The 22,428-nt window shown below is 45.0% G+C and carries 18 protein-coding genes and 1 pseudogene; 6 read left to right on the top strand and 13 right to left on the bottom strand.

Translation table 11 applies throughout. The features are described from left to right. Positions 1–7 precede the first annotated feature (7 nt). From MS_RS07150 to queA, 11 genes are all read right to left on the bottom strand, one after another. The gene (locus MS_RS07150; RefSeq protein ID WP_207945331.1) at positions 8–757 is read right to left on the bottom strand and encodes an SDR family oxidoreductase; all 750 of its coding nucleotides are present in this window, start codon (positions 755–757) and stop codon (positions 8–10) included. Between the two features lie 62 nt (positions 758–819). Then, complete coding sequence (gene mtgA / locus MS_RS07145) at positions 820–1,554, bottom strand: monofunctional biosynthetic peptidoglycan transglycosylase (RefSeq protein ID WP_011200739.1); 735 nt, start codon at positions 1,552–1,554, stop codon at positions 820–822. Next, positions 1,535–1,840 (bottom strand): trp operon repressor, encoded by a 306-nt coding sequence (trpR, locus tag MS_RS07140; protein WP_011200738.1) that lies wholly within the window; start codon positions 1,838–1,840, stop codon positions 1,535–1,537. Before trpR ends, mtgA begins: the two co-directional genes overlap by 20 nt. Before the next feature lie 34 nt (positions 1,841–1,874). Further along, positions 1,875–3,983 (bottom strand): transglycosylase SLT domain-containing protein, encoded by a 2,109-nt coding sequence (locus MS_RS07135; RefSeq protein ID WP_011200737.1) that lies wholly within the window; start codon positions 3,981–3,983, stop codon positions 1,875–1,877. Positions 3,984–4,147: 164 nt separating this feature from the next. Beyond that, positions 4,148–5,116 (bottom strand): protein translocase subunit SecF, encoded by a 969-nt coding sequence (secF, locus tag MS_RS07130; protein WP_011200736.1) that lies wholly within the window; start codon positions 5,114–5,116, stop codon positions 4,148–4,150. Between the two features lie 9 nt (positions 5,117–5,125). Continuing rightward, the gene (gene secD / locus MS_RS07125; RefSeq protein WP_011200735.1) at positions 5,126–6,976 is read right to left on the bottom strand and encodes a protein translocase subunit SecD; all 1,851 of its coding nucleotides are present in this window, start codon (positions 6,974–6,976) and stop codon (positions 5,126–5,128) included. A 33-nt stretch (positions 6,977–7,009) separates the two neighbouring features. Beyond that, positions 7,010–7,309 carry a preprotein translocase subunit YajC gene (gene yajC, locus MS_RS07120; protein ID WP_011200734.1) on the bottom strand — a complete coding sequence of 100 codons (300 nt, stop codon included), beginning with the start codon at positions 7,307–7,309 and terminating at the stop codon, positions 7,010–7,012. Positions 7,310–7,423: 114 nt separating this feature from the next. Next, the gene (locus MS_RS07115) at positions 7,424–7,642 is read right to left on the bottom strand and encodes a sulfurtransferase TusA family protein (protein WP_011200733.1); all 219 of its coding nucleotides are present in this window, start codon (positions 7,640–7,642) and stop codon (positions 7,424–7,426) included. A 17-nt stretch (positions 7,643–7,659) separates the two neighbouring features. Continuing rightward, on the bottom strand, positions 7,660–8,190 hold the full coding sequence (locus MS_RS07110) for a hemerythrin domain-containing protein (RefSeq protein ID WP_041639875.1): 531 nt from the start codon (positions 8,188–8,190) through the stop codon (positions 7,660–7,662). Between the two features lie 82 nt (positions 8,191–8,272). After that, positions 8,273–9,412 carry a tRNA guanosine(34) transglycosylase Tgt gene (tgt, locus tag MS_RS07105; protein ID WP_011200731.1) on the bottom strand — a complete coding sequence of 380 codons (1,140 nt, stop codon included), beginning with the start codon at positions 9,410–9,412 and terminating at the stop codon, positions 8,273–8,275. 45 nt (positions 9,413–9,457) lie between these two features. Further along, positions 9,458–10,549 carry a tRNA preQ1(34) S-adenosylmethionine ribosyltransferase-isomerase QueA gene (gene queA / locus MS_RS07100; protein WP_011200730.1) on the bottom strand — a complete coding sequence of 364 codons (1,092 nt, stop codon included), beginning with the start codon at positions 10,547–10,549 and terminating at the stop codon, positions 9,458–9,460. 148 nt (positions 10,550–10,697) lie between these two features. On the opposite strand from queA, the gene MS_RS07095 reads away from it, so the two are divergent. Continuing rightward, positions 10,698–11,141, top strand: a complete 444-nt coding sequence (locus tag MS_RS07095) for a DNA polymerase III subunit chi (protein ID WP_011200729.1) — start codon at positions 10,698–10,700, stop codon at positions 11,139–11,141. A gap of 125 nt (positions 11,142–11,266) precedes the next feature. Continuing rightward, positions 11,267–14,131, top strand: a complete 2,865-nt coding sequence (locus MS_RS07090; protein WP_011200728.1) for a valine--tRNA ligase — start codon at positions 11,267–11,269, stop codon at positions 14,129–14,131. A gap of 69 nt (positions 14,132–14,200) precedes the next feature. Here the strand turns inward: MS_RS07090 and MS_RS07085 are convergent, their stop codons facing one another. Further along, positions 14,201–15,436 carry a Zn-dependent hydrolase gene (locus tag MS_RS07085; RefSeq protein WP_011200727.1) on the bottom strand — a complete coding sequence of 412 codons (1,236 nt, stop codon included), beginning with the start codon at positions 15,434–15,436 and terminating at the stop codon, positions 14,201–14,203. Positions 15,437–15,600: 164 nt separating this feature from the next. Here MS_RS07085 and MS_RS11030 point away from each other — a divergent pair. From MS_RS11030 to MS_RS07065, 4 genes and pseudogenes are all read left to right on the top strand, one after another. Beyond that, a pseudogene (locus tag MS_RS11030) lies at positions 15,601–15,961 on the top strand (hypothetical protein). Positions 15,962–15,972: 11 nt separating this feature from the next. After that, entirely contained in the window at positions 15,973–17,265 is a 1,293-nt protein-coding gene (dcuC, locus tag MS_RS07075; RefSeq protein ID WP_011200725.1) for a C4-dicarboxylate transporter DcuC, read from the top strand. 203 nt (positions 17,266–17,468) lie between these two features. After that, positions 17,469–18,737 carry a M20 family metallo-hydrolase gene (locus tag MS_RS07070; protein WP_011200724.1) on the top strand — a complete coding sequence of 423 codons (1,269 nt, stop codon included), beginning with the start codon at positions 17,469–17,471 and terminating at the stop codon, positions 18,735–18,737. A gap of 228 nt (positions 18,738–18,965) precedes the next feature. Next, positions 18,966–20,450 (top strand): aldehyde dehydrogenase family protein, encoded by a 1,485-nt coding sequence (locus MS_RS07065; protein ID WP_011200723.1) that lies wholly within the window; start codon positions 18,966–18,968, stop codon positions 20,448–20,450. A 477-nt stretch (positions 20,451–20,927) separates the two neighbouring features. On the opposite strand, the gene MS_RS07060 is transcribed toward MS_RS07065, so the two are convergent. Further along, positions 20,928–22,400: a leucyl aminopeptidase gene (locus MS_RS07060; RefSeq protein ID WP_011200722.1), complete on the bottom strand. Its 1,473-nt coding sequence runs from the start codon at positions 22,398–22,400 to the stop codon at positions 20,928–20,930. Positions 22,401–22,428: the final 28 nt, after the last annotated feature.

Genomic DNA, 22,428 nt, shown 5'->3' with positions numbered 1-22,428 from the left:
CGCTATGCTATTCTCTAACAACATTCAATGCGCCGCTGCTTTGGCTGATCGGCATTATTTCAATGCGGTTGATATTCACATGTGCGGGTTGCTGATAAATCCAAAGGATAGTATTGGCAATATCTTCAGGTTGGATAGACAACGTATTTTTATAAACGTTCGCCGCCTTTTCATCGTCACCTTTAAAACGCACGTTGGAAAATTCCGTACCGCCGCATAACCCGGGTTCAATGTTGCTCACGCGCACGGCGGTGCCCGCTAGATCGGCACGTAAATTTAAACTGAATTGTTTAACGAATGCTTTGGTTGCGCCGTATACGTTACCGCCCGGATACGGATAAGTGCCGGCAATAGAGCCAAGGTTGATGATATGCCCCTTATTGCGTTCTACCATTTGCGGCAGAATTTGGCGGGTGAGATAAGTCAGTCCGATAATATTGGTATTAATCATGGTGAGCCAGTCGTCAAAATTGACTTTATAAGCAGGTTCAAGCCCGAGAGCGAGCCCCGCATTATTGACTAAAAGCTCAATTTCCGCCCAGTCTGCGGGAAGGCTTGCAAGTGCGCTGTCAATTTCGGCAGTTTGCGATACATCCATTTGTAGAGGATAAAAATTCTCACCAAGTTGTTGTTTTAATTCGGTTAATTTTTCTAAACGGCGCGCCGCACCGATAACTTTATAGCCTGCTTTGACCAAGGTTATACAAGCCGCTTTACCAAATCCCGCCGAAGCACCGGTTATTAAAATTGCCATAATTGTTCTCCTTATGTTATGGATAATTATTTATCACAGGCTCAATTTAGCCGAAATAATGATTTTTATAATTTTTTCAGATAATTTAAGCCCAACGAATTCATTTGGCGAATAATCCATGCCTGCTTTTTTCTGACCAACAGGCTCGGTCTGTTTGCTTTATAAATAATCGGGTTCGGTAGTACTGCGGCTAATAATGCGGCTTCCGATTGGGTTAAGCGCTTGGCCGGTTTTTTAAAATAATAGCGGCTTGCCGCTTCAACGCCGAAAATACCGTTACCGAATTCGGCAATATTTAAATAAACTTCAAGAATTCTTTTTTTTGACCACAGGGTTTCGAGCATGAAGGTTACCGGCACTTCGATGCCTTTGCGGATCCAGCTTTGCCCGTGCCAAAGAAACATATTTTTTGCCGTTTGTTGGGAAATGGTGGAAGCGCCCCGTATGCGGGAAGATTTTTCATTGTATTTTATCGCACTTTTAATGGCGTTCCAGTCAAATCCGCCGTGATTAGGAAAATTTTGATCTTCCGCTGCAATGACAGCCAGCTGCATATAGGGGGAGATGTCTTCAAGGCTTATCCAATCGTAATTGACTTTATAATCAAAATCCAATTGTATTATATGGGCAAGTTTTTGTTCCGCCATATAAGCGGAAAAGGGAATAGGCACGAACCGGAAAAGAAAGGTAAGGGCAACGGTCAGGCCGATAAAATAAGATAAAAAACGACCGCACTTTTTCTTAAAAGTGCGGGTGTTTTTTTTGTTAACAAACGGAAACTTAAGTGTTTTCAGTCTCATTAGTATGCTTTTTCACCCATTCCATAAAATCAGGAGACATTAATTTTAGCATATTTGAGCCGCGCGTAATGGTGGCGGCACTGGTATTTAAATTTTGCTGAATTTCACGTTGCGGAATTTTTTTATCTAACAATTGTGCCACAATTTGTAAGCGTAGACCAATAGCGTCCCGCTCGTCCGGCGTCAAAAGAAGAGTGAGTAGATCCTGTTCTTTCCCGTCATTAAAGGCAATCCGTAAGGTTTCGATAAATTTTGTCCATTGTTCCATATTACGGCTAATGTACATAAAAACTCCTTGCTTTCTCTATCATACTATTAAACTAGTATAATCTATTGTATTCCTCATTGGCAAAGATTTGTGCTTTTTTATTTTGCAATAATTGATAATAAGCATCATAAGCAAGGACGTTTTGTACATAACCGCGGGTTTCATAAAATGGAATCGAAGCGACAAATTCCGCCATGGTTAGTTTGCCGGCGGATTTGGCTAACCATTGATCAACCCGACTGCCGCCCGCGTTGTAAGCGGCGGAAATTAAGATGCGGTTATTGCCGTATTTATCCTGTAATTCCTGCAAATGAGCAGTTCCCAACATAATATTATTGAAGGGGTCATATAATTGATTGGCATTACTGTAAGGCAAGCCGGCTTTTTGTGCCGTTAGTTTCGCCGTGCTTGGTAATAACTGCATTAAACCCCGGGCATCGGCGGAAGACGTCACATAAGGTTTCCAGGCGCTTTCCTGACGGGCAATCGCCATAGCAAAAGTGCGGTCGATTTTTTTGTTTTTTAATAACAAATCAAACCATTGCGGATAAGCGTTCGGCAAACGCAGCGAGATATGATTCCAGGCTTTTGCTAAAATGGTACCTTCGACCTGCAGATCAAACCATTGCTTATCCCGCGCATATTCGGTGAGGGCGATTTGCTCGTCAAAATTTGCGCGGGCGAATAAACTCCGCCATTCCGTATTCATGTTATTGGTATCTGCCAAAATACGCAGTTCTTCAATGCGACTTAATTCCGCAGCGTATTTTTGCGCCGTTAACTCTTGCGCGGAAGGTTTAGCCGGAGCTGGATTTTCCGGTTTGGATGAAGCCGTCGGTTTTGCTAGATTTTCTTCATTCCGTAAATTAATTTGGTATGCTCTTCCCAGCTCCTGTGTCGCCAGCATCGGATAAAATCCCCGTTGATTTAATAGGGAAGACAATAAGGCATTAGCCTGATTTTGTTCCGCTTTATCCGTTGAACGCTGTAAGGTTTTGGCCGTCCAATATTTCCATTCGTCAGCATTTTTAGCCTTATCGGAAAGCAATGTAAGCCAAGGCTTAATATCTTCTTTATTGCGGATTGCCATGCGGATTCGGCGCTCGGTTAATTTGTCCGCTTTCAGATTTTTTAATTCCGTATCTCGCCATTGCTGTAAAAGGGTGTTCGGACTGTCAAATAATTGGCTGATGACCGCAATTTCCCAATCGGTTGTTTCTTCCGCGGTTAAATTAAAGCGTTTTGCCCAACCGTCAAACTGTGCAAGCAACCTTTGCGGATCGCCGACTTCATTATCTTTAATCGTTCTGACAAAAGAAGGAAACAAGGCTTTTGCAATACGTTTGTTTTGCGTATTAGGTTCTAATTTATCCGGGTTAAAGGGATTTGCCGGATCTTTCAGTTTTTGCGGGGTTTTTTGTATTGCAGCCAGCGTTTTAAGCCAGTTTTGCAAGCCGGTATCCTGAGTTTGCGCGGATAAATGGGTCAACAAGCCTGAATTACCTTGCTCAAGCGCCAAAACGGCGCGCCGGCGAATCAGATCTGCCGTTAGACCGCCCGTTTGATTCCATTGGTCTAAGATTGGATCACAAGCTTTTGGCAGGCTGTTTCCTGTTAACCATAATTTTTCCAGCTCCGCCTGCGGTAACGGATGTTCGGCTTTTTCAGTTAAAATTTGGGCGGAATTGACCGCACTTTTCAGCGCATTCTGATTATTCGTATCGATCACCGGTGAGATTGGCGATTTTGCCTGTAACAGTGCGCATTGGCTGACAATATCTTTAGGCAGTTTGTCTTGATTGGCTAAAATACCTTGCCAGTCCTGATTATTTTGGTGTTGTATAACCCATTGTTTAGTCAGATTTTTAGCAAGCGGGAAATCCTTCCGGCGTTGTAGGTAGGCTTCAATTTGGGCGAAATCCGTATTAGCCAAATTGCTGCTGATAAGCTTGTATTCGGCATAAGGATAAAGCGGATAGTCTTTCATTTCATCAAGCAACGCTTTGGCGATATTTTGCGTGTTTTCGCTTTGTGAGATGCTGAGTAATTGGTTGATTTTTTGATAGATTTCACGTTGTTGTGACAAAGATTGTTCCGCCGCAATGACCGGCATAACGGCGCCGAAAGAGAATAGCGCGAGTGCAAAGCGAGAAAAGTTCATAAGATTCCTATTTGCTTGATTTGTCAGACAGTAGGATCCGCTTATAAAAGATAAACGGCCCTAATATAAAAATAAAACCCGATGTAGTATCGGGTCTTATGAAATTCCGTTAAATTAGACCGCACTTTTTGGAAAAAGTGCGGTCGATTTTTCGTGATTTTTGCTTATAAGCCTTCCTGGAAGTCTTCTTTTTCCACAACTTTTACAACCATGTGTTCACGGTCTAAACCGAAATCGAAGGCAAGGGCAATGGCAACGAAGATGGACGAATAAGTACCAAAACCGATACCGATTAACAGCGCCAGGGAGAAACTGTAAATTGACGGACCGCCGAAAAACAATAACGAAAATACCACGAACAAGGTTGTGACCGAGGTCATTAATGTTCTTGATAAGGTTTGTGTTAAAGAAATATTGATGACTTCTTCCGAGCTTAAGCGGCGGATTTTGCGGAAGTTTTCCCGCACACGGTCGAATACCACAATACTGTCGTTTAACGAGTAACCGACTACCGTTAAAATCGCCGCCACAAAGGTTAAGTCGATTTCAATCTGCAGGAAGGAGAACAATCCGATAGTCACGATAACATCGTGGGCGAGCCCCAAGATCCCGCCTAAACCCAGGCGCCATTCAAAACGCATTCCTACGTAAGCCAATAATAAAATTAAAGTGGCAAGAGTAGCATAAATTGCACCCTGGGTCAGTTCTTCGCCCACATTCGGTCCGACGAATTCAACACTGCGGATTTGGATATCTTTATCCAATGAGGTCATCATATTTTTAATATTATTACCGATATTGGCATCGCTGGCTGAAGCGGGCAAACGAATGGCAACATCATTTGCACTGCCCGTCGTTTGCACCAGCGCACTTTCTATGCCGCCGGTTTTCAGCGTGCTGCGTACCTGTTCAAGATCCGCAGGTTGGGAGAAGTGGGTATCAATAATCACACCGCCGGTGAAGTCCAATCCCCAGTTAAAGCCTTTCGTAAAAATGGAAAATAAGCTCAGTGCAATCACTATAATTGAGAATAAATAACCGAATTTACGATATTTCATAAAGTGAACCAGGCTAAACGGTAACCCGATTCCTTTATACTCGTGTTTTTGTTTTGTATTTGTCGTTACAGTCATGGCTATTTCCTAAATTGATAATTTCTCAACACGTTTACCGCCGTAAATCCAGTTTATCAGCATACGCGTGCCGGTAATAGCAGTAAACATTGAGATTGCCACACCGAGTGCAAGGGTTACGGCAAAGCCTTTAACCGGGCCGGTACCTACCGCATAAAGGACGATAGAGGTTAAAATGGTAGTGAGGTTGGCATCGAAAATGGATGTCCAGGCTCCATTATAACCTTCGTTAATGGCTTGTTGGATAGGACGGCCGTTGCGCAGTTCTTCTTTGATCCGCTCAAAAATCAGTACGTTGGCGTCCACCGACATCCCAACGGACAGGATAATACCCGCAATACCAGGCATGGTCAGCGTCGCGCCCGGAAGCAATGACATTAACCCGACCACAAGCACCATGTTTGCACATAAGGCTAAACTTGCCACTAAACCGAAAACTTTGTAGAAAACCAGACAGAAAACGATCACTATCGCCAACCCCCAAAGCCCCGCATTTAAGCCTTGCGCCACGTTTTGCGCACCTAAAGACGGGCCGACCGTACGTTCTTCAACAATCTGAATCGGTGCGGTTAAAGCACCGGAACGTAATAATACGGAAAGGTTTTGTGCTTCGGCGGGGCTATCGATACCCGTAATTTGGAACTGACTGCCGAAACGACCCTGAATGGTAGCCACGTTAATCACTTCTTCATGTTTTTCTAGGATAACTTTACCGTTTTCATCTTTTTTACCGCTGTCTTTATATTCAACGTATAAAGTAGCCATCGGTTTTTTGATGTTTAAGCGGGTTGTATCAGCCATAATCTCGCCGCCTTCGCTGTCTAAGGTTACGCTAACCTGAGGACGGGAGGTTTGTTGATCAAGCCCGGAACTTGCATTGGTAATATGTTCGCCACCGAGTACCGCGCGTTTAAATAACGCTACCGGCTGACCGTCACGCATAAATTTGACTTCGGTATCCGTCGGCACAATATTACGCACCATAGCTTCAGGACTGACATTTTGGTTCACAAGGCGGAACTCTAAGGTGGCGGTCGCTCCTAAAATTTCTTTTGCCCGGGCGGTATCCTGAATCCCCGGCAATTCAACAACGATACGTTCCGCACCCTGGCGTTGAATAACCGCTTCGGAAACACCAAGTTCTTCCACCCGTTTACGTAAAATGCCCAGGTTTTGTTCTACAGCATTTTCACGCGCTTCGGTTAGTGCCTGTTCCGATAAAGCCAGATTTAATGTGTTATCGGCGGACTCGGTAATATTTAAATTCGGGTGCTGTTTACGTAAAAAACGGCCGGCATCGGATAATTGTTCCGGTTTTACTAAGGTTACACCGGTACCGAAGTTATCCGTATTTTTAATTGCGGAATACTGGATTTTTTCTTTGCGTAATTCCGTGCGTAAACTGTCTTGTAATTGTTCCTGACGTTTAGACAGTGCCGTATTCATATCCACTTCCATCAGAAAACGAACCCCACCGCGTAAATCAAGCCCCCATTTCATCGGGTTGCCGCCGATGCTGCTTAACCAAGCAGGTGTTGAAGGAGCAAGATTGAGCGCAACGGAATAAGACTGACCTAATTTTTCAGTAATTTTATCTTTAGCAAGCAACTGGTCGTCGGTATTGTGAAAACGAGCAAGAATCGAACCTTCTTCTAATTTGATAGATTTAGGTTCCAGTTGATTTGATGTTAATAATGTCTGTACATCGGTTAGAGTTGTTTCGGTGGCGGTTTGTCCTCTGGTACCCGAAATTTGGACCGCCGGATCCTCACCGTAAATATTTGGAAGCGCGTATAAAACGCCAATGGCGATCACAAGGATCACCATTAGATTCTTCCATAAAGGGTAGCGATTTAACATAGCTTAACTTTCCCCTTGAGGAATAATAAAAAATTAAAGAGATTTAATTGAGCCTTTCGGTAATACGGCAACAATAAAATCACGTTTGATAGTTACTTCATTAGTTTCGTTTAATGCGATAACAACCATATCGCTGTCTGCCGTTATTTTAGTAATTTTGCCCACCAAACCGCCGGAAGTTAACACTTCGGTACCTTTCGCCAATTGTGACATTAATTGACGATGTTCTTTATTACGTTTTGCTTGCGGACGATAGATCATAAAGTAGAAGATCAAACCGAAAATTGCAAAAATAATAAGCATTGACATTGGGCTGCCTTGTTGTGCGTCCATTTTATATTCCTTATAAAGTTGAGTTGATATTTAAAGAAAACGGTGGCTAAAATACCATAAAATCAATGGAATGTGAAAATGATATTGTAAATCTCTTGAAAAATTTAGCGCACTTTATTTCTTGATAGTCAGAATAAATTTGTCGGCTGAATTTTCAGTAGAAATAAGCTGATACCCCTGTTGCTCACAGAGCGAAACAAAATCAGTTACGGCACTCGTATGATTCAAAAACAATGTTAATATGGCGCCTTTTTCCAATTTATCAAGTACTTGTCTTGCCATTAACAGCGGAAGCGGGCAAATATAGCCGGTTAAATCCAATCGATATTGCATAAAGTGCGGTCGTTTTTTTAAGAATTTTTCACTTTGCGGCGTTCCGCCATAATTTTTCCCATGGCGGTTAATTGTTCCGCCGGAATATGCTTTTGTCCTAATTCGAATAAAGGTTCTTCTAAGGCGATATGGCGTTCATAGGCGGCGCGATAGTCATCCAGCAGGCTTTGCTCAATAGTCGTGCGTTTTTCATCAATCAGTTCCTGCAATTGAACGCCTAATTGTTCCCAAATTCCGTGAATGCCGATATGTTCCGCTTCAAGTTTCAGAATATCGGTTTTCGCTTCAGGTACATAGTGCAAAAGAGCGGGGAAAAAATCCGATTCTTCATCCTTATGGTGCAGAGGAGCGGCGACATTAAAGTAGGTAATGATTTGTTTAACGTCATTTTTAACCGCTTGATTTACGCCGTTTTCAGCCAAATAATCCGGCAACATACCCAGTTGACGACAGAAATTTTTTACCCGACCGTGACAGGCAAACAGCATTTCGATGGGTTGTGCCCAAGTGGCGGATTGCATGAGGGCGGATGGTTGGATGTTGATCATAACATTTCCTGTAGGGCGTATCATTACGCCCAAAAAGATCGAGAAAGAGCGCATAGGATACGCTCCTTTGGATTATATAAAATTAAGCTTTCTGCAACGGCGGTACGGGTTTATCCATTCGAGCATAGAATTCTTGTACAAAATCATCAAAACGATCTTGTTCGATAGCCGTGCGGATTTGTTCCATTAAACGTTGGTAATAACGTAAATTATGAATGGTATTCAAACGCGCGCCCAAAATTTCACCGCATTTATCCAAATGATATAGATAAGATTTAGTGTAATGTTGACAGGTGTAGCAGTCGCAATGCGGATCTAACGGACTGGTGTCGTCTTTATATTTAGCGTTACGGATCTTCACAATACCGTCGGTGACGAATAAATGTCCGTTACGTGCGTTGCGGGTAGGCATCACGCAGTCGAACATATCAATACCGCGACGCACCCCTTCCACTAAATCTTCCGGTTTGCCGACACCCATCAAATAGCGCGGTTTATCCGCCGGCAATAACGGCGTCGTGAATTCCAAAATGCGGTGCATTTCTTCTTTCGGCTCGCCCACTGCCAAACCGCCTACCGCGTAACCGTCAAAACCGATATTGATCAGGTTTTCGGCGGAAACTTTACGCAATTCTTCAAAGGTACCGCCTTGCACGATACCGAATAATGCGTTTTTATTACCTAATTCATCGAAACGGTCACGGCTGCGTTTTGCCCAGCGTAAAGACATTTCCATTGATTTCTTGGCATAATCAAAAGTTGCGGGATAAGGCGTGCATTCGTCGAAGATCATCACAATGTCCGAACCCAAATCATACTGAATTTCCATAGATTTTTCAGGTGAAAGGAAAATACGTTCGCCGTTAATCGGATTTTGGAATTTCACCCCTTCTTCCGTGATTTTGCGTAATTTCCCCAAACTGAACACCTGGAAACCGCCGGAGTCCGTTAAAATCGGGCGGTGCCATTGCATAAAATCATGTAAGTCACCATGTTTACGCATCACTTCCTGTCCCGGACGTAACCATAAATGGAAGGTGTTACCGAGCAGAATTTCCGCTCCGGTGGCGCGTACTTCTTCCGGTGTCATACCTTTCACCGTGCCGTAAGTTCCGACCGGCATAAATGCCGGAGTTTGTACGCTAAATTCCCCTTGCGGGCGATTGAAGGTTAATTCGCCGCGACGGGCCGCACCGCTGGTGGTTTTTAGTTTGAATTTCATAAATATTGTTTTCCTTTTCGAATAAACAGTCCCTAAGGTAAAAAATTAATCAAGTCCCTTTACATGATTATTTTTAGTAATAAACATGGCATCGCCGTAACTGAAAAATCTATAGCGGTTTTCCACCGCACTTTTATAAGCATTCATTGTATTTTTATAGCCGGCAAAGGCGGAAACCAACATAATCAACGTGCTTTCCGGCAAGTGGAAATTGGTAATCAGACAATCCACCACGCGGAACTGTTTGCCCGGATAGATAAAAATTGAGGTATCGGCGAAAAACGGCTCAATAATTTGTGCGAAACCTTTTTCTTGTGCCGCAAGCGCTGCGCTTTCCACCGAACGAACGGATGTGGTACCCACCGCAATAACCCGTTTGCCTGCGGCTTTGGTAGCGACAATAGCATCCACCACCTGTTGCGGTACTTCCACATATTCCGCGTGCATATGGTGTTCTTCAATATTATTCACGCGCACCGGCTGGAAAGTCCCCGCGCCCACATGCAGAGTCACAAAAGCAAAATTAACCCCCTTCGCTTTTAATTTTGCCAATAATTCTTCGTCAAAATGCAGCCCGGCGGTTGGCGCCGCTACCGCGCCCGGGATTTTGCTGTAAACCGTTTGATAACGTTCCTGGTCCGCATCTTCATCGGGGCGGTCGATATAAGGCGGCAACGGCATATGTCCGATTTTTTGTAATATATCCAAAAGTGCGGTGGATTTTTCGGTAATTTCTAACTCAAATAAGGCGTCTTGACGACCAATCATCACCGCTTTTACACCCTTGCCTTCGCCCAGTTTATCTTCGCCTAAAATCAGTTCGGTGCCGGCTTTAGGCGCTTTGGAAGAGCGGACATGCGCTAAAAAGCGGCTTTCGGTCAGCACCCGCTCAATCAACACTTCAATTTTTCCACCGCTGGCTTTGCGCCCGTACATGCGAGCGGGAATTACCCGGGTATTGTTAAAAATTAATAAATCCCCTTCGTTGATTAAATCATAAACATCGGAAAAAGTGTGGTGAGAAATATCGCCGTTTTCGCCGCTAAGCCGTAGCAGACGGCTTGAACTACGTTCCGGTTTGGGATAACGAGCAATCAGCTCGTCAGGTAAATCAAAATAAAAGTCGGAAAGATGCATGGTTTTAATTCTTATAAATAGCTTGAAAAAAATCAGTTGGTAAGTCTAGTGCGAAACTAATGCTTATACAAGCAAAAAACTTTATCTTTTAAGCATTTTTCGCTAGAATTCTCCGGCTATCTTTTTTACTGAAAAAAATGAATTCAAAATGCCGAAACAAGCCCAATTTTATTTAATCGAAAAGACACAAGCCGATAACGCGCTTTCGGCGACGGAAGCGTTAGCTTGTAATTTAGCTGCGGATGCTTGGCGTTTGGGTAAAAAGGTGTTAATTGCCTGTGAAACGGAAGAGCAAGCCTTAAATTTGGATGAGGCGCTATGGCAACGCGATGCGGAACAGTTCGTGCCACATAATCTTTCCGGCGAAATCACCAATTATGCGACGCCGATCGAAATTTCATGGCAGGGCAAGCGTAACGCGCAACGCCGCGATTTATTGATTTCATTGCAAAATAACGTACCCGATTATGCACAAAGTTTTAATCATGTGATCGACTTCGTCCCCGCGGAAGAAGAGCGGAAGGCTGTGGCGCGCGAACGCTACAAACTTTATCGCCAGCTCGGTTTTGAAATGGTGATGGAAAAAGCCTAAAACTTTTGAAATTTTGACCGCACTCGGGAGATTTGATAATACAATGATGATGTCGGGAATTATGCCGTCATATCATACCTAATACCCGGTGGGATAAATCCCACCCTACCGATAGAGAAAATATAATGACACAAAAACTACAAATGGCGGACCGTTTCGATGCGTCGGCCGTAGAACAGGCACTTTATAACCACTGGGAACAGAAAGGGTATTTTAAACCCTCTTATGATGCGGGGCGTCCGAGTTATTCTATTGCCATTCCGCCGCCGAACGTAACGGGGTCGTTGCATATGGGGCATGCGTTTCAACAAACTTTAATGGATACTTTGATTCGTTATCATCGTATGCAAGGCGACAACACTTTATGGCAGGCGGGAACCGACCATGCGGGTATCGCCACCCAAATGGTGGTGGAACGTAAAATTGCGGCGGAAGAAAATAAAACGCGCCACGATTACGGTCGTGAGGCATTTATTGAAAAAATCTGGGATTGGAAAGCTTATTCGGGCGGTACAATCAGTCAGCAAATGCGCCGTTTAGGGAATTCCATCGACTGGGAACGCGAACGTTTTACTATGGACGAAGGATTATCCGAAGCGGTGAAAGAAGTGTTTGTCCGTTTGCATGAAGAAGGCTTAATTTATCGCGGTAAACGCTTAGTGAACTGGGATCCGAAGTTACATACCGCGATTTCCGACCTTGAAGTGGAAAACAAGGAATCCAAAGGCAGTTTATGGCATTTCCGCTATCCGTTGGCAAAGGGTGCGAAAACCGCGGAAGGCTTGGATTATTTGGTAGTGGCGACCACACGTCCCGAAACCGTGTTGGGGGATACCGCCGTTGCCGTTCATCCGGAAGACGAACGTTATCAATCGCTTATCGGCAAAACAGTGGTTCTGCCGCTTGCTAACCGTGAAATTCCTATTGTCGCCGACGAATATGTGGATCGCGAATTCGGTACCGGCGTGGTGAAAATCACTCCGGCTCACGATTTTAACGACTATGAAGTGGGTAAACGTCATAATTTACCGATGGTGAATGTGATGACCTTTAATGCGGATATTCGCGAAGAAGCGGAAATTATCGGTACGGACGGTCAACCGCTAACCACTTATGAAGCGGAGATTCCGCAAGATTACCGCGGTTTAGAACGTTTTGCCGCCCGTAAAAAAGTGGTAGCGGATTTCGACAGCTTAGGTTTATTGGAAAAAATCCAACCTCATGATTTAAAAGTGCCTTACGGCGATCGCGGCGGCGTGCCGATTGAGCCGATGTTGACAGACCAATGGTATGTGTCGGTCAAACCGTTGGCGGAAACGGCGATTAAAGCGGTGGAAGAGGGCGAAATTCAATTCGTGCCGAAGCAATATGAAAATCTTTATTATTCCTGGATGCGCGACATTCAGGACTGGTGTATTTCCCGCCAACTTTGGTGGGGGCACCGCATTCCAGCGTGGTATGACGAACAAGGTAATGTATATGTAGGTCGCAGCGAGGAAGAAGTGCGGTCGAAAAACGGTTTGAATTCAAGCGTGGCGTTGCGCCAAGATGAAGACGTGTTAGATACGTGGTTCTCATCGGCGTTATGGACGTTCTCAACCCTCGGCTGGCCGCAACAAACCAAAGAATTGGCGATGTTCCATCCGACCAATGTGTTAATTACCGGTTTCGACATTATTTTCTTCTGGGTGGCTCGCATGATTATGATGACCATGCACTTCATCAAAGATGAAAACGGCAAACCGCAAGTACCGTTCAAAACGGTATACGTTACCGGTTTGATCCGCGATGAGCAAGGACAAAAAATGTCGAAATCCAAAGGTAACGTTATCGATCCGTTGGATATGATCGACGGTATCGATCTTGAATCCTTATTGGCAAAACGTACGGGCAATATGATGCAGCCGCAGTTAGCGGAAAAAATCGCCAAAGCCACCAAAAAAGAGTTTCCCGAAGGCATTCAGCCACATGGTACGGATGCGTTGCGTTTTACCTTATCGGCGCTGGCTTCAACCGGTCGCGATATCAACTGGGATATGAAACGTTTGGAAGGTTACCGCAATTTCTGCAACAAATTGTGGAATGCCAGCCGTTTTGTGTTAACCAACGATAAATTGGATCTCAGTACTGGCGAGCGCGAATTGTCGTTGGCGGATAAATGGATCCAGGCGGAATTCAATAAGACGGTGCAAAATTTCCGTAATGCGTTGGATCAATACCGTTTCGATTTAGCGGCGACGGAACTTTACGAGTTCACCTGGAACCAATTCTGCGACTGGTATTTGGAATTAACCAAACCGGTATTTGCCAACGGTACGGACGCGCAAATACGTGCGGCAAGTTTTACTTTGGTGAATGTATTAGAAAAATTATTGCGTTTAGCTCATCCGTTGATTCCGTTTATCACCGAAGAAATCTGGCAAAAAGTGAAAGATTTTGCCGGCGTGGAAGGTGAAACCATTATGACTCAACCGTTCCCGGCGTTTGACGAGGCTTTAGTTAATGATGAGGCGGTCGCGCAAATCAGCTGGATTAAAGAAGTGATTACGGCGGTGCGTAATATTCGCGCGGAATCTAACATTGCGCCGAGCAAAGGTTTGGATTTATTGTTACGCAATCTTCCCGATACGGAACAAAAAACGTTGGAAAACAACCGCACTTTAATGCAGATTATGGCGAAATTAGACAGTGTGAAAGTGTTGGCGCAAGACGAGGAAGCGCCGCTTTCCGTAGCTAAACTGGTGGGTAGTGCGGAATTGCTGGTGCCAATGGCCGGTTTCATTAATAAGGATACGGAACTCGCCCGCTTAAATAAAGAAATCGAGAAATTGATTGGCGAGGTGAAACGTATTGAAGGTAAACTCGGTAATGAAGCTTTCGTCGCCAAAGCGCCGGAAGCGGTGATTGCCAAAGAGCGCGAAAAAATGCAGGATTATCAAGAAGGTTTAGAGAAACTCAGAGCGCAATATTTGAGTATTGAGAATCTTTAATTCTGAATAAAATTTCATCAAAAGTGCGGTCGAAAAATAAGCATTTTTTACCGCACTTTTTTTGTTTTATTAAACTTTTTCCGCCTGTTCCAATACTACAAGCTGCAATACTTTAATGCCGGCTTCAATCTCTTCCCATGAGGTAAATTCCAGCGGGTTATGACTGATGCCGTTTTTTGACGGAACGAATATCATGCCGGTCGGGCAGAAAGTCGCCATATGCATGGCATCGTGGCCTGCGCCGCTCGGCATAATTTCATAGGCATAGCCTAAATCCTGCGCCGCCCGGCTGATTTGTTGCACCATTTGATCGGGCAATAGAATCGGTTGATCTTTGGAAATCAGCTGTAATTCGATAGATAATCCCCGCTTGGCGGTAACTTGTTCGATTTGTTGTTGTAATACGGTGAAAACCGATTCTCTGGCTTCGCTATGAATGCCGCGAATATCTACCAGCAGTTCGCAATAGCCCGGCACAACATTCATTACGCCCGGTTTGGCATTGAGATTACCGACCGTTGCTACGGTAGAATGTCCGGCATCGATTGCCGCCCGTTCAATGGCCAACGCCAATTCCGCACCGCCTAACAGCGCATCGCGGCGGTAGTGCATTGCGGTCGCGCCGGAATGATCCGCTTGTCCTTGAATTTTTACTATACAGCGAATCGGCGCGGCAATTCCCGTTACTACACCGATGGTTTTCCGTTCGTTTGCCAGGCGTGGCCCCTGTTCGATGTGTAATTCAAAAAAGCATTTAAATTCTTCCGCATTGCGTTTGACCTGATCAACTTCGGTAAAGTCCAAACCGATAGTCGCCATGGCTTCTTCTAAGCTGTTTCCTTGTTTATCACGCAGCCTGCTTAAACTTTCCCGATTAGCAATTCCACACATGAGCTTGCTGCCAAGGGTGGCATAATTAAAACGGCTGGATTCTTCGCAGGTGAAAATGATCAGTTCTAACGGATAACGGGTTTGTACGCCTTGTTCGCACAATTGAAACAGAATTTCCAGCCCGCCTACAGAACCCAAAGGACCATCAAATTTTCCCGCATTGACGACAGTATCGATATGGGAACCGAACGTTACTGCGGGCAAATGGTCTTCAATTCCCGATTTACGGATAAATAAATTGCCGACTTGATCGCGGCGAATGGAGAGATCATAGGGTTTGCACAGCTCAATCAGGTAATTATGTGCCGCTTCGTCTTCCGCACTGAATGCTAAGCGGGTTAATTCGCCCGGTACGGAGGAAATTGACGCCAATTTTTCAATAATAGTTTGAATTCGCTTCATATTAACGGACATAGCTTCTCCTTTTTCATTTATTTTGTGAGCTAGACCACAGAACCCGGATCTTTATTTTTCTCTTTCAAACATTCGATTGCATAATAATGTTTGAATCGGAGAAAATTATAATGAAAAATATGTTACTCATCAGCGGTTAAAAATACAAGGAAAGCGGTTATTTAATCCATTGTATTCCTTGGTTACAACAATTCTTATCCGCTTATCGGGGTAAAAATTGTTTTTGTTTTTATGCTGACATACGTCCTTCTTATAATATTAAGAAACCGTGCAAGCGGTTTTATCACCGTTAAATATGGAAATCATCTCCGGCAAAATGTTGAGACACAATGGTGAAAGCCGTGAGGAACATTTGGCGGAATTTTTAATCGTTAATCCGACCGCACTTGTATACGCACATCCTGAAAGTACGGCGTTGCATATCGAAGGCAGACAAGCTACGATTTTGGAGTAGCGGCGGTGTTACGTTTCAGTGAGAATATACAACTCACCGAGTTACCCGTTAATTCGACATTCAGATATTAAGGAAAATTATTATGGATGAATTGAAACCTGTTATTGCCGTTGCCGGTATTATTGCGACCATTTATTTGCTGATTAAAAAATATGAAACCCGAACCGTACTGATCGGGGTCGGGTTGTTGATGTCGCTCCTTACGCTTAATCCGATGGGCGCATTGGACGCATTCGCCAAAAGTATGACTTCCGGCGGACTGATTATGGCGATCTGTTCTAGTATGGGTTTTGCCTATGTAATGAAATATACTCAATGCGATACTCATTTAGTACATTTGCTGACCAAACCACTGGGAGGATTAAAATTCTTTTTGATCCCGGTAGCGACGGTGATCACTTTCTTTATTAATATCGCGATTCCTTCTGCGGCCGGATGCGCGGCTGCGGTGGGAGCAACGTTGATTCCGATACTGAAAAGTGCCGGCGTCCGTCCGGCGACAGCCGGGGCGGCCATTCTGGCGGGGACTTTCGGTTCCATGATGAGCCCCGGTTCTTCTCACTCGGCGATGATCAGTGAAATGTCGAAACTAACGATTACTGAAGTTAACCTGACTCATGCTCCTTATACTATGGTTGCGGGCGCTATCGGTGCGGTTATGCTGACATTGTTGGCGCTGTTTTTTAAAGATTACGGCGATGAACACCGTCAAGCTTATTTAAGAGAACAGAAAGAAGCGGAAGATAAATTCGTTAAAGTTAATGTTCTGTTTGCTTTAGCGCCTTTGGTGCCGTTGGTGATTCTGGTTATTGGCGGTACATCGTTGCAACAGGTGTCCTGGTTAGGGTGGACCCAAATGGGCGTACCGCAGGCAATGTTAATCGGGGCGATTTACGGCATTTTGGTCACCCGTATTTCTCCGGTGAAAATCACCGAAGAATTCTTTAACGGAATGGGTAATTCTTATGCCAACGTACTCGGTATCATTATTGCGGCGGGCGTGTTTGTGGCCGGGTTAAAATCCACCGGCGCTATTGACTCTGCCATCGGGTTCCTCAAACATTCCAACGAATTTGTGCGCTGGGGTGCGACTATCGGACCGTTCCTGATGGGGATCATCACCGGTTCCGGCGATGCGGCGGCAATCGCCTTTAACTCCGCCGTTACACCGCATGCGGTCGAACTCGGTTATACTCATGTTAATCTCGGTATGGCGGCGGCAATTTCGGGCGCGATCGGACGTACCGCCTCGCCGATTGCAGGTGTCACCATCGTCTGTGCGGGCCTGGCAATGGTCAGCCCGATGGAAATGATCAAACGTACCGCATTGGGAATGGTTTTAGCAATCTTATTTCTTGCTCTGTTTATGCTGTAAAAACAGGTAAAAAAACGACCGCACTTTTAGGGCGGTCCTCAATTTGAAGCGGGAAGGATTCTCGGGTAAAAACGGCCGATACAAAAATACAAGCAAGGATGTGCCCCAGATATAATTTCCGTCTTACGGTGAATATACGCTTACCCGAACATCACATATGGTAAGAACACCGTATATTTATCAATATCAAGAAGGAGCATACTATGGAATTGACTCAACAACAGCTCGTACAATGGCGCAGAGAATTTCATCGTTTTCCGGAAACGGGCTGGGCAGAGTTTTGGACAACTTCGCGTATTGCCGATTATTTAGAACAAATGGGATTTGAGATTCTTCTCGGTAATCAAATCATTAACCGTGATTTTGTACGCGGTCGTCAACAAGCCGTTGTGGAAAAAGGGTTGGCAAATGCCGTTGCATACGGCGCTAAACAAAAATGGCTGGAAAAAATGGACGGCTACACCGGCTGTGTGGCGGTATTGGATTCGGGGAAGCCGGGGAAAACCCTGGCCTTGCGTTTCGATATCGACTGCGTGAATGTGATGGAAACCAAAGCGCCGGAACATATTCCGAATAAAGAGGATTTTGCTTCCCTTAACGATGGCTTTATGCATGCCTGCGGACACGACGGACATATCACTATCGGCTTAGGTACTGCGCTGTGGCTGTCGCAAAATAAGGATAAACTCAGCGGCAAAGTGAAAATTGTGTTTCAACCGGCGGAAGAAGGCGTGCGCGGCGCGGCGGCGATTGCGGCAAGCGGCGTAATTGACGATGCCGATTATTTCTCCGCTTCTCATATCGGCTTTTGTGCGGATAGCGGTACGGTGATTTCCAACCCGAAAAATTTCCTTTCCACCACTAAGATCGATATCCGTTACCAAGGCAAACCGGCACATGCGGGAGCCGCTCCGCATTTAGGACGCAATGCTCTGCTTGCCGCCGCTCACGCTGTTACCCAGCTACACGGAATCAGCCGTCACGGCGAAGGAATGACGCGGATTAATGTAGGCGTGCTAAAGGCGGGCGAAGGGCGGAACGTTATTCCGAGTAAAGCGGAAATTCAGCTTGAAGTACGTGGTGAAAACAAAGCCGTCAATCAGTATATGGTTGATCAGGTCATGCGGATTGCCAACGGTATCGCCGTCAGCTTTGATGTGGAGTATGAAACGGAAATCATGGGCGAAGCGGTGGATATGATTAACGATACCGAACTGGTAGGGCTGGTGGAAGAGATCGTTCTTGCCCACCCTAAAGTGCATAGCGCTAATGCAAATTATGCCTTTAACGCCAGTGAAGATGCAACGGTTTTAGGCAGACGGGTACAAGAACAAGGTGGCAAAGCGATCTATTTTGTCCTTGGCGCAGACCGTACGGCCGGCCATCATGAGGCGGAGTTTGATTTCGATGAAGACCAATTGATGAACGGCGTGAACATTTATACTGCACTGGTACAACGGCTGCTCGGTTAAAAACGGTTTTAAGAATCAAAAAGTGCGGTTGAAAATCAAAATGTTTTAACCGCACTTTTTGTTAAAAAAATGTAAATAAATTGATAAAATTGTGATACACCTCTCATTTTTATAGATGATTTTATGTTCAAATAGCTAAACCTTAATCAAGCGGTAAACACCGCCGGTGTTGAGAGCAAGGTAAACGTAACAGTTTTTTACCGCAACGTTAGTAATAGGAGAGCGAATATGACAAAAGATCTCAATGTATTTGATAAACATTACGGTTTATTGATTAACGGCGAATGGACTGATGGTTCCGAAGGCAAAACTTTAACTGCGCATAACCCTGCAAACGGGGCGGAACTGGCGACTTTTATTGACGCAACGGATGCGGATGTAGATGCGGCGGTAACTGCTGCGCAGGAAGCTTTTAAAACCTGGAAACACACTACTGCGGCGGAACGGGCGGCAATTTTAAATAAAATAGCCGATGTGATTGATGAAAATACGGAATTATTTGCTTTGCAGGAAACCCTGGATAACGGTAAACCGATTCGTGAAACCCGGGCTGCGGATATTCCGCTGGCGGCGGATCACTTCCGTTATTTTGCAGCGGTAATTCGTTCCGAAGAAGGCAGCGCCAATCAATTGGACGACGAAGATTTGTCGTTGATTTTACGTGAACCGATCGGTGTGGTAGGGCAGATTATTCCCTGGAATTTCCCGTTCTTGATGGCGGCATGGAAAATTGCACCCGCATTGGCGGCGGGATGCACGGTGGTGATTCACCCTTCTTCTTCCACCTCTTTGAGTTTGCTTTCTCTGGCACAGAAAATTAACCATTTATTGCCGAAGGGCGTGTTTAACGTGATTACCGGTAAAGGTTCTAAGTCCGGCGAATATATGCTGCACCATACTGGTTTTAATAAACTGGCGTTTACGGGTTCTACTGAGATCGGGCGTAAAATCGGGGTGGCGGCGGCCGAGATGTTAATTCCGTCTACCTTGGAATTAGGCGGTAAATCAGCCAATATTTTCTTTGACGATATGCCTTTTGATAAAGCGCTGGAAGGGGCACAAAAAGGTATTCTGTTTAATCAGGGGCAGGTATGCTGCGCCGGATCGCGGATTTTCGTACAGGAAAATATTTACGATAAATTTATTGCTGCGCTAAAAGAAGAATTCAAGAAAGTGAAAGTCGGCTTACCTTGGGAAGACGACACTCAGATGGGCGCACAGGTAAATTCCAACCAAATTAAGGTGATCAGCAAATACGTGGATATTGCCAGAGAAGAAGGTTGTGAGATCATTATCGGCGGCGAAAAAGCGACGGATCCTGCCTTGGCAAAAGGCGAGTTTTTCCAACCGACATTAATTCTGGCGCCGGATAACACTAAACGGGTGGCACAGGAAGAAATTTTCGGTCCGGTTGCCGTGGTTATTAAATTTAAAGAGGAAGCGGATGTGATTCACATGGCGAACGATAGCGAATACGGGCTTGGCGGTGCCGTATGGACCCACAATATCAACCGTGCGTTACGTGTTGCTCGCGCGCTGGAAACCGGCCGTGTGTGGGTGAACTGTTACAACCGCCTGCCGGCGGGCGCGCCGTTCGGTGGTTATAAGACTTCAGGTATCGGTCGTGAAACTCATAAAATGATGCTGGATGCCTATACCCAGGTGAAAAATATCTTCATCAGTACTCGGGAAGAGCGTGAAGGTATGTATTAGCGGCAAAAGTGCGGTGGAAATTTCCGTTTTTTTAGTGGGATGGCCGTCGCATAACATGTAAAGTGGCTCATGTCTTGAAATCCCACCCCCTCCGCCTTTCAGGCACCTCCCCCACGAGGCCGGGGGAGCTGTCACGCAGTGACTGAGGGGGCGAGGGATTTTCCCCCTCCGCCTTTCAGGCACCTACCCCAACTTTGTGGGGGAGGGAACGGACTGAAATAATGTTATCGTTATCGAAATACGCAAAAAATGTTCGCTCCCCCACGAGGCCGGGGGAGCTGTCACGTAGTGACTGAGGGGGCAAGGAATTTTCCCCACCGGCTTTCAGGCACCTCCCCCAACTTTGTGGGGGAGAAAACGGACTGAAATAATGTTATCGCTATCGAAATACGCAAAAAATGTTCGCTCCCCCACGAGGCCGGGGGAGCTGTCACGCAGTGACTGAGGGGGATTCCTAACCTCTAAATTTCACTTAAATTATTTCACCTGATTCAGCAAAAACTGAACCAACAATGAAACCGGGCGGCCGGTGGCACCTTTATTTTGACCTTGTAACCAAGCTGTTCCGGCAATATCTAAATGCGCCCAAGGGTAGTTTTTAGTGAAGTTGGAAAGAAATGCGCCGGCAGTGATAGCGCCTCCCCAGCGACCGCCTAAATTTGCCAAATCGGCAAATTTAGATTTTAATTGTTCTTGATATTCTTCACTTAACGGCAAACGCCAGGCCTTATCATTGGCAAGTTTCGCTGCCCGTTCGAGATCTTGCGCTAAATTGTCATCCGTTGAAACCAACCCGCTGTTGTGTTGCCCCAAAGCTACTACACAGGCACCTGTTAAGGTGGCAACATCAATAACCAGTTCAGGTTCGAAGCGTTCCACATAGGTTAAGGTATCACATAAAACTAAGCGACCTTCCGCATCGGTATTTAACACCTCAACTGTTAAACCGCTCATAGTCGTCAGAATATCGCCGGGACGATAAGCATTACCGTCCGGTAAATTTTCGCAACCCGCCATCACACCGATAACATTTAACGGCAATTGTAATTCGGCAATAGCGTTCATTACCCCGTAAACGGAAGCGGCACCGCACATGTCATATTTCATTTCATCCATATCCGCCGCGGGTTTTAATGAAATACCACCGGCATCAAAGGTCAGCCCTTTGCCCGCCAGAACGATAGGTTTAGCATTCGGATTTTCATGGTTACGGTATTCCATAACAGACAGTTTCGCCTCATTTTTTGAACCGCAAGAAACCGCAAGATAAGCGTTCATACCTAATTTTCTCATCTCTTTTTCACCGATAACCGTAGTTTCGATTAACGATGAACGACCGGCCAGCTGATTTGCCTGTTCCGCCAAATAGGCCGGATTACAGATATTCGGCGGACAGTTTGCAATATCTTTTGCCGCTTTTACACCTGAAGAAATTGCCGTTGCATGGCGAATGGCAAGTTCTGCTTGTTCATGATTTTCTTCCGTATAGAAGATAATTTCGGCTAATTTGCTGTTATTTTCAGATTTCTTACTTTTAAATTGCTCAAAAATATAATTATCTTCTTCAATAGTTTCTACCGCAAAACGGACGTTCCAGTAAAGATCGCGATCTTTGATTTTTACTTCGGTTAAGGCGTTAATAATTGTTGTTGCAATAGTTTCTTTGGCGGTTTTAACGGCTTTTTGAATAATTTGTTTATATTGACGTTCGGTAACTTCATTTTGCTTGCCGCAACCTACTAAAATAATACGTTGCGCACCGTGGCGGAGTACTAAAATTCGCCCGATTTTACCGCTGACTTCACCGTTTTTTACCGCTTCGGTAATTTCGCCCTTTAGTTTAAGATCGAGCTTTAATGCGGCAGGTGAGAGTTCCTGATTCTCAAAAATTGCAATAAAAAGACTTTTGTTTTCCTGTTCAAGTGCGGTCTGTTTTACCGAATATTTCATTCGTTCCTTCCTAATTTTTTTACTGTTT

It is taken from the genome of [Mannheimia] succiniciproducens MBEL55E (assembly GCF_000007745.1).
Lineage (GTDB): Bacteria > Pseudomonadota > Gammaproteobacteria > Enterobacterales > Pasteurellaceae > Basfia > Basfia succiniciproducens.
This window is presented reverse-complemented; position numbering and strand designations above follow the sequence as displayed.

Bases quoted from the DNA above. Each gene is read 5' to 3' on its own strand.
- yajC (WP_011200734.1), bottom strand. From the start codon at position 7,309: ATGGACGCACAACAAGGCAGCCCAATGTCAATGCTTATTATTTTTGCA.
- MS_RS07065 (WP_011200723.1), top strand. From the start codon at position 18,966: ATGACAAAAGATCTCAATGTATTTGATAAACATTACGGTTTATTGATT.
- queA (WP_011200730.1), bottom strand. From the start codon at position 10,549: ATGCATCTTTCCGACTTTTATTTTGATTTACCTGACGAGCTGATTGCT.
- MS_RS07110 (WP_041639875.1), bottom strand. From the start codon at position 8,190: ATGATCAACATCCAACCATCCGCCCTCATGCAATCCGCCACTTGGGCA.
- tgt (WP_011200731.1), bottom strand. From the start codon at position 9,412: ATGAAATTCAAACTAAAAACCACCAGCGGTGCGGCCCGTCGCGGCGAA.
- MS_RS07135 (WP_011200737.1), bottom strand. From the start codon at position 3,983: ATGAACTTTTCTCGCTTTGCACTCGCGCTATTCTCTTTCGGCGCCGTT.
- MS_RS07095 (WP_011200729.1), top strand. From the start codon at position 10,698: ATGCCGAAACAAGCCCAATTTTATTTAATCGAAAAGACACAAGCCGAT.
- MS_RS07070 (WP_011200724.1), top strand. From the start codon at position 17,469: ATGGAATTGACTCAACAACAGCTCGTACAATGGCGCAGAGAATTTCAT.
- MS_RS07085 (WP_011200727.1), bottom strand. From the start codon at position 15,436: ATGTCCGTTAATATGAAGCGAATTCAAACTATTATTGAAAAATTGGCG.
- dcuC (WP_011200725.1), top strand. From the start codon at position 15,973: ATGGATGAATTGAAACCTGTTATTGCCGTTGCCGGTATTATTGCGACC.
- MS_RS07060 (WP_011200722.1), bottom strand. From the start codon at position 22,400: ATGAAATATTCGGTAAAACAGACCGCACTTGAACAGGAAAACAAAAGT.
- mtgA (WP_011200739.1), bottom strand. From the start codon at position 1,554: ATGAGACTGAAAACACTTAAGTTTCCGTTTGTTAACAAAAAAAACACC.
- secD (WP_011200735.1), bottom strand. From the start codon at position 6,976: ATGTTAAATCGCTACCCTTTATGGAAGAATCTAATGGTGATCCTTGTG.
- secF (WP_011200736.1), bottom strand. From the start codon at position 5,116: ATGACTGTAACGACAAATACAAAACAAAAACACGAGTATAAAGGAATC.
- trpR (WP_011200738.1), bottom strand. From the start codon at position 1,840: ATGTACATTAGCCGTAATATGGAACAATGGACAAAATTTATCGAAACC.
- MS_RS07090 (WP_011200728.1), top strand. From the start codon at position 11,267: ATGACACAAAAACTACAAATGGCGGACCGTTTCGATGCGTCGGCCGTA.
- MS_RS07115 (WP_011200733.1), bottom strand. From the start codon at position 7,642: ATGCAATATCGATTGGATTTAACCGGCTATATTTGCCCGCTTCCGCTG.